Here is a 6,895-nt window from a genome sequence, read left to right on the forward strand (position 1 = left end):
ACCGAACTGCTATAGGCCGAAAAGACTGTGCTTTCGCCATTACCTTTTGAAATCTGTTCCATAGGTCTGTTTAATCCGAAATAACGGCTGACCTGATAATCAAGATCATAGTGAAGGTTTGTAATCGTAACTCCCGTTCTGTTAGTATGTCTCGGACTGAACTTCGTATTCAGATAAGAATTAAAAACGAAGTCCCACCTACTGTTCCGGATATCTCCTACTCTGATTAGTTTGTCATCTGCTAGTTGATCTACCACTGTATGATCTTTGGAATAAGTGGCAGACAGAGAAGAACGGACATACGTGTTTTCATTTATCACATACTTGTGTGCCAGCCCTCCTGCCATTTTTTCGAGCCTGTTTTCTCCCGATTGCCGGTCTCCCAGAGTTTCCCATTTGGAACGCTCCTCTATTGGAGCTTTGTTCCTGTCAATCAGACCTAATCCCCAGATAGAAAAGGTGCCGGCTTTGGAGGTCGGAAAGTTTAGCTTGAATGATAAATCCTGATATTTGAGGTTCAGATCATTGCCGGAAGCCAGTGATGTAGTAGAAAAACGATAATTAACGAGATAAGAACTTCCTCGTTTTTTACTGATTGGTCCCTCTGATGACAGATCGATACCCATTAGTCCGACTTGAAAAGCGTGTTCGTACTTTTGATTATTTCCATTGCGCAGGTGCATATCGAAAACACCCGATAATACATTGTTATATTCTGCGGGAAAAGCTCCGTTATAAAAATCCGAATTCCCGATCACCTGTGTACTCAGAGCTGACAGGAAACCTCCGCCTAATCCCGACAAATCGGCAAAATGGGTCGGATTAGGTATTTCGATTCCTTCCAGCCTCCATTGTGTGAATTGCGGGGAGTTTCCGCGAATGGCTACGGCATTGGTGCCGATGTCTCCCGCTACTCCTGCGAAAGCGGCACTTAATCGTGCAGGGTCATCGAAGCCGTTGGCAAATCTGCCGGCTTCTTCCATGCTGATCATACGGCCGCCTGTGATAGCCATAGGATTGATCGTCCGGTTTTTCTTTATTTCCGGCTTCACGAGGACTTCTGCCAGATATTGGATATTCTCGTCCATCGGAATTTCTACATATACTTCTTTGGATGAAGTTACGGATACCTCACTGATTATGCTTATATGATATCCCGTAAAAGACGCTTGAATATTGTAGCGTCCAATAGGAACATTGCTGATTCTGAAGTTTCCCAAACTATCTGTGGAGCTATTCAAGGAAGGTTCCTCTAAGACATAGACAGAGGCATACTCTATTGGAGCATTAGTTTTGGAATCGACTACAATTCCTCTTATGGTTTGCGTTAGTTTTTGTGTCTTTTCGCCGATTGTTTCTGTTTTTGGTGTCGGCAGAGAGATAATAATATGATATCCCTTTATTTTGTATATGTATCCGGTACCTTTCAATATTTGTGTTAGTGCCTTCTCAATGCTTGCGGACTTTAGCGACAATGCTTGCCTCTTTTTCAGGTTCAGATTTGACTGTTCGTAAGCTATGCTATAGTCTGTTTGTAGTTCTATTTGCTCAAAGGCTTCTTTTAAAGAGATATTTTTATTTTGAATTGTAATTTTCTTTTCTGCATTTTGGGAAATTGCCGTCAATGACAGAATAGAAAAAAACAAAAGAATGATCATCTTATCTGGCTTTTTATTCGCATTAATTCGATTCATTATTTTATATTTGTACGTTGATACTTCGTTTTTACTTCGCGGTTTAAATGAGGATAGACATTTCAGAACTGGGAAGAGGGTCTCAAGCTGCTTCCCGGTTCTTTTTGTTCATAGGCTATTTTTTTTATTTGGTTATTATTATTTTGTTTCCACTCTGCCGATAGCTAAAGCCGATTATATCTCCTAATATATTCAGCATTTCATCCAAATTCTCATCTTTCAGGAATTTGACAGTGTACCGTCTAGAGGCAGAAAAATCGGTAGAATGATCGATAACAGTATCATAACGTCGTTCCAGCGTTCTGAATATTTCTTCGGCAGTAGCATTGGTGAAGATTATTTTCCCTTTTACCCAACTGTTCGTGTCAACAGTGTCTACTGTCGATATCTCAATATCTGATGTCGATTTATCATAGGTGAGTTGTTCGTTGGGCTTGAGAGTTTGAGGAGGACGGGATTGCGTACTCACTTCCACTTTTCCACTAGTCAACGTTGTGGTAATATTCGCATCATTAGCATATGCCTTTACATTGAACTTCGTTCCAAGTACCTTGACGGATAGTTGCGATGTTTCTACTATGAAAGGTTTTGCATCATCTTTTCTGACTGAGAAATAGGCTTCACCATCAAGGGTTACGACACGATTCTCTTTGGTAAAAGTTTTCGGATAGGTAATTGTACTTCCAGCGTTCAGCCATACTTCGGAACTATCCGGCAGAACCAAGCGCTTTTGTTCGCCATAGGCTGTGGATATTTCTATCTGCTCGTTTTCGGAAGGGATATAATAAAGCAATCCTCCTGCCAATAAGCATATGGGAATAACGACGGCTACAATGCGGACAAACTTACGATATAAAACAATATTTTCAAGATGTTCTTTGTTGTATCCGGTTCTTAAATTGACCCGCTCTAAAGCACTGTATGTTTTTGAATCGGCTTCCGTATCCAGTTCGTTCCAATACTCTAATGAGGCTTTTTCTTTCTCCTCCGCGTTTTCTTCCTTCATAATCCATCGCTGTACCTTTTCCTCCGTTTCAGCAGAAAAACGTCCGGAAAGGAACTTCTTGATGATTCTGGTGATAATATTACTCTTTTCCATTTTTGCTGTATTTACTATATATACAGTTTGATGGCAAAAAGCTCAATGAAAAAGTGGATGTTTTTATAAAAAAGACAATAAAAAGCACGAGATAGCTTTCCGTATCTCCTTTAATGCGAGGCTTAACTGACTTTCGACGTTTCTTTTAGTGGTATTGAGCTGTATTGCTATCTCGGCATTGCTCAACCCTTCCTGACGGCTCAATGTATAGATCATTTTCCGCTGTTCCGGCATTTTCCCGACAACGTCCTCTATCAATAAGCCTAATTCTTTGGCTATAAGGTCTTCTTCGGAAGTAGAACTATATTCTGTCTCCTGATTATTGTTCAGATAAGTATCGTGTACATACTTATGCTTTAAAAAGTTTATGGCTGAATTTCGGGCAATCGTATGCAGATAAGAACTAAAAGACTTGGATGCATCAATCGAATCATGATTGATCCAAAGATTGACAAAAAGGTCTTCTGTCAATTCTTCGGCATCCGATTCCGATTTTATATATCCGTCGATGAAAGTCTTTGTTTTATTGTAATAGGCTATAAAAACTGTTTCAAAAGCCTTGTGATTTCCATCCTGGAAGGCTTCAAGCGTTTTTATGTCAATGTTATTACTCATGTTGTCCGACTTTCATTTTTATTAGTGAGGACAAAAGAAGTAATTATTTGGCTTAAAAACGCATTCTTTTGAAAATATTTAAGATGTATCCCTGCTAATTATTCTTTTTTGTAATATAAATAATGCCAACTACATTCAGCAAATAACCGAGTAAACAAATAATGGGTGCAATACATATACGAAGTTTGCTGAAGATATCAGGGTTATAGGCGGCAGGGGTACTCCCCTCGCCGCTCATTAATACATATCCTGTGATAATCAATATCGAACCAATCGATAGAATAATATAATTTATTTTACTCAATGCATTTCTCATACTTCTGATAGTTTTATTGTTTTCAAGTTTATATTTCCGGATTTTAGTTTCTAAGTCCCACGATTTGAGAGAATAAAGCATATTTCTCCTCAAAGCGCTGATTACTTAGCCTGTATTCCTCTTTATCAATCTCTTTTACAAGTTCATTGTACTGATTCCATTGCCAGAACTTATACAGGCAATCTCTCTGGACCATACTGATCCTGTTGTCTCCTAATGAGAATGCCCAGTTGATGTAATTTTCCGATTCGGCTGTCAGGTACTTTAACAGAGGCATTGCTTTCGTCTTTTCTCCTAGGGTAGCATAGGCTTTGGCTATGTCGAATGACCCGCTTTCATAGATCTCGGGGACATTGTACACCGGAACAGCTTGTTTTGCATAGGCAAGTACCTTTCTGGCTCGGGTATTGTCGCCCTGCCTGATCAGTTCCTTTGCCAGTTGGGCGAAAAGTCTCCGGTGATAATAGCAGGTTCGCAGGGTGGTTTCATCCAGATAGAGTCCGGGAGTGTCCAGTCCGCCATACTTATATCTGTTCATTACATTTTCATACAATCTCTCTACATCTATCGCATAGTTATTATCTCCTTTGACATTTCCCCATTTTTTATAATCAAAAGGCGTGAAACGGAAAGCTAATCCTTCCTGAACGAAATAATGATCAAACTTCAGCTTGCTGACCTCACCGACGGATATTGCCATGTACAATGGGCGTTCCCAATTGCAGTTGGCAAGCATTTCCAGCATCAGCATATCTACCTTGGTTAGAATACGCATATCTTTCAGAGAAATATAGATCTTATCCGGTATCGCATTTTTCAGATCTTCACCTTTCAGATGACGGATGGAGTCGGGAAGCATAATGCCTGATCGGAGTACTGCATCTTTATCAATGCTGATACTGATCGTATCGGTAGGGATTACGTGGAAGTCCTGTTTCTCCGATAATGCCCAGTACTTCAAGATGTTTTTTACCTCAAACGGATCATTGCCGAAACTATCACGGGCTTCTTCCGGATGTTTCTGATAAAGCTCTTCTATCTGTTTTTTCAGTTCCGGTCGGATGGCTACATATTCGTTTTTTCCTTCCTGATATTGGTCTTTACTCCAGGTAATGGGTAATCCGGGTGCATCATACAACGGGCATTGCTGCTGATAAATATACCAATCTGTTTGCGCGTAACTCAAATTGCAGATGCGGGCATCCCTGCGTACTCCTTCCGTGTCTTGATTATACCACAAGGGAAAAGTATCATTATCTCCGTTACTGAAAATGATAGGATTTCCTTTGTCGGGGAGTGTCATCAGATAATTGGCTCCAAAATCACGGCAGGTGAAACGGTTACTCCGGTCATGATCATCCCACGTCTGACTAGCCATCTGAACCGGAATCAGCAGGCAGAGAAACATTAACAGGCCGACATGAAGTACTGATGACTTCTTTTTTCGAAGTGCGTCACACAATCCGGCAGCTCCCATTCCTATCCAAATAGCAAAAGCATAGAATGAACCTGCGTATGCATAATCCCGTTCACGGGGCTGACCGGGAGTCTGGTTCAAATATAGCACAATAGCCAGACCTGTCATGAAGAAAAGGAAAAACACGACGCTAAACTGCTGCATTCCCTTCTTTCCCCGCATCCACTGCCAGTAAATCCCGACTAATCCCAATAATAGCGGCAAAGCGTAAAATACGTTATGCCCCTTATTCTGACGCAAAGATTCGGGCAAAAGTTGCTGGTCACCAAGTCTTAGATTATCTAACAGAGGAATCCCCGTGATCCAGTTTCCATGCTCCGGTTCGCCATGTCCCTGGATATCATTTTGACGCCCGACAAAATTCCAGAGAAAATAGCGCCAATACATATAGTTGAGCTGATAAGTGAAGAAATAGGTAAGATTCTCTTTTTGAGTGGGAGCTCCGTCCGTTCCTTCCGACCAGCTTTTGTAGGAGGAAGCCATGCGATCATTCCACATTCGTGAAAACAGCATATTTTGAGTATAGCATACTTCCTCTTTATTTCGAATCACTTTATATTTCCCTTCTTCCCTATTCGGTCTGTAGACAGCACCACCCGTTTTCATTTTTACTTTGTAATAATCTCCTTCGGGCACATACTCCGGTTCGGAGGCATACGTTTTGCCGTAAAGTAAAGGGGCGCTTTCGTATTGCTCCCGGTTCAAATAGCTTTTGAGTGCGAAAATATTATCCGGAGCATTTTCATTGAGTGGTGTATTGGCATTGGCACGAATCAATATCACTGCATAGGTGGTATAACCTACGGTAAGCATAAGTATGCACCATAAAGCTGTATTGATCAATCGTTTTTTGAAACGATAGATACCGGCTATGAGCAGGAAAAGTGTGATAGCCAGAAAGACAATCAGTCCTGTTTGGAAAGGGAATCCCAAGGCGTTGACAAAGAGTAGTTCGAACCATCCTCCAATATCCGCCATTCCGGGAATGTAGACAAAAAGTATCAATACAATAAGCAGACCGGATAAAGCAATCGCCGCAATAGCTCCTTTAAGCGAAATCGTTTGATATTTCTGATAATAGAAAACCAGTACAATCGCCGGAATACAAAGCAGATTGAGCAGATGTACTCCGATGGAGAGTCCGATTATATAGGCAATCAGAATAATCCATCGGTCACCATAAACGGTGTCCGACTCATCCTGCCAGCGCAGAATCATCCAGAAAACCAAGGCAGTAAGAAAAGAAGAGAAAGCATATACTTCTCCCTCTACTGCGCTGAACCAGAAAGTATCACTAAAAGTATATGCCAAAGCTCCTACCAACCCGGAGCCGAGGATGATAATCACGTCGGTTACTGACAGATTCTCTTTTTCTTCCTTCAGAAGATATCTGACCAGACGAGTGATACTCCAAAAAAGAAAGAGGATGCATCCTGCACTCAGCAGTGCATTCAGAAAGTTGACTGTACGTGAGACCTGGGAGGGATCGGAGGCAAACTGTGTAAACAGATTACCTACCAGCATATAAAAAGGTGCACCAGGCGGATGTCCGACCTGTAACTTTTCGGCGCATGAAATAAACTCAGGACAATCCCAAAAACTGGCAGTAGGTTCGATTGTCATTCCGTATACGAAAGCTGCTATCAGGAAGACAAGCCAACCACTGAAATCATTCCATCTTTTAAATAATAAGT

General features: G+C 41.2%; 5 protein-coding genes. All 5 read right to left on the reverse strand.

Annotation, left to right across the window (positions count from 1 at the left end; translation table 11 throughout):
- On the reverse strand, positions 1-1,694 hold a 1,694-nt coding region (locus HMPREF9007_RS12880; protein WP_008761601.1), incomplete at its 3' end, for a carboxypeptidase regulatory-like domain-containing protein.
- Positions 1,695-1,818: 124 nt separating this feature from the next.
- Positions 1,819-2,793 (reverse strand): FecR domain-containing protein, encoded by a 975-nt coding sequence (locus tag HMPREF9007_RS12875; protein WP_008761602.1) that lies wholly within the window; start codon positions 2,791-2,793, stop codon positions 1,819-1,821.
- A gap of 63 nt (positions 2,794-2,856) precedes the next feature.
- Positions 2,857-3,408: an RNA polymerase sigma-70 factor gene (locus tag HMPREF9007_RS12870; protein WP_008761603.1), complete on the reverse strand. Its 552-nt coding sequence runs from the start codon at positions 3,406-3,408 to the stop codon at positions 2,857-2,859.
- A gap of 94 nt (positions 3,409-3,502) precedes the next feature.
- Positions 3,503-3,724, reverse strand: coding sequence for a DUF3098 domain-containing protein (locus tag HMPREF9007_RS12865; RefSeq protein ID WP_008761604.1), 222 nt, complete (start codon positions 3,722-3,724; stop codon positions 3,503-3,505).
- Between the two features lie 43 nt (positions 3,725-3,767).
- Positions 3,768-6,895 (reverse strand): DUF2723 domain-containing protein (locus tag HMPREF9007_RS12860; protein WP_008761605.1); only part of this gene is annotated, 3,128 nt, incomplete at its 5' end.

Source organism: Bacteroides sp. 1_1_14, assembly GCF_000162515.1.
Classification (GTDB): Bacteria; Bacteroidota; Bacteroidia; order Bacteroidales; family Bacteroidaceae; genus Bacteroides; species Bacteroides thetaiotaomicron.

Coding starts and splice junctions, on each gene's coding strand:
- HMPREF9007_RS12875 (WP_008761602.1), bottom strand. CDS start 2,793: ATGGAAAAGAGTAATATTATCACCAGAATCATCAAGAAGTTCCTTTCC.
- HMPREF9007_RS12870 (WP_008761603.1), bottom strand. CDS start 3,408: ATGAGTAATAACATTGACATAAAAACGCTTGAAGCCTTCCAGGATGGA.
- HMPREF9007_RS12865 (WP_008761604.1), bottom strand. CDS start 3,724: ATGAGAAATGCATTGAGTAAAATAAATTATATTATTCTATCGATTGGT.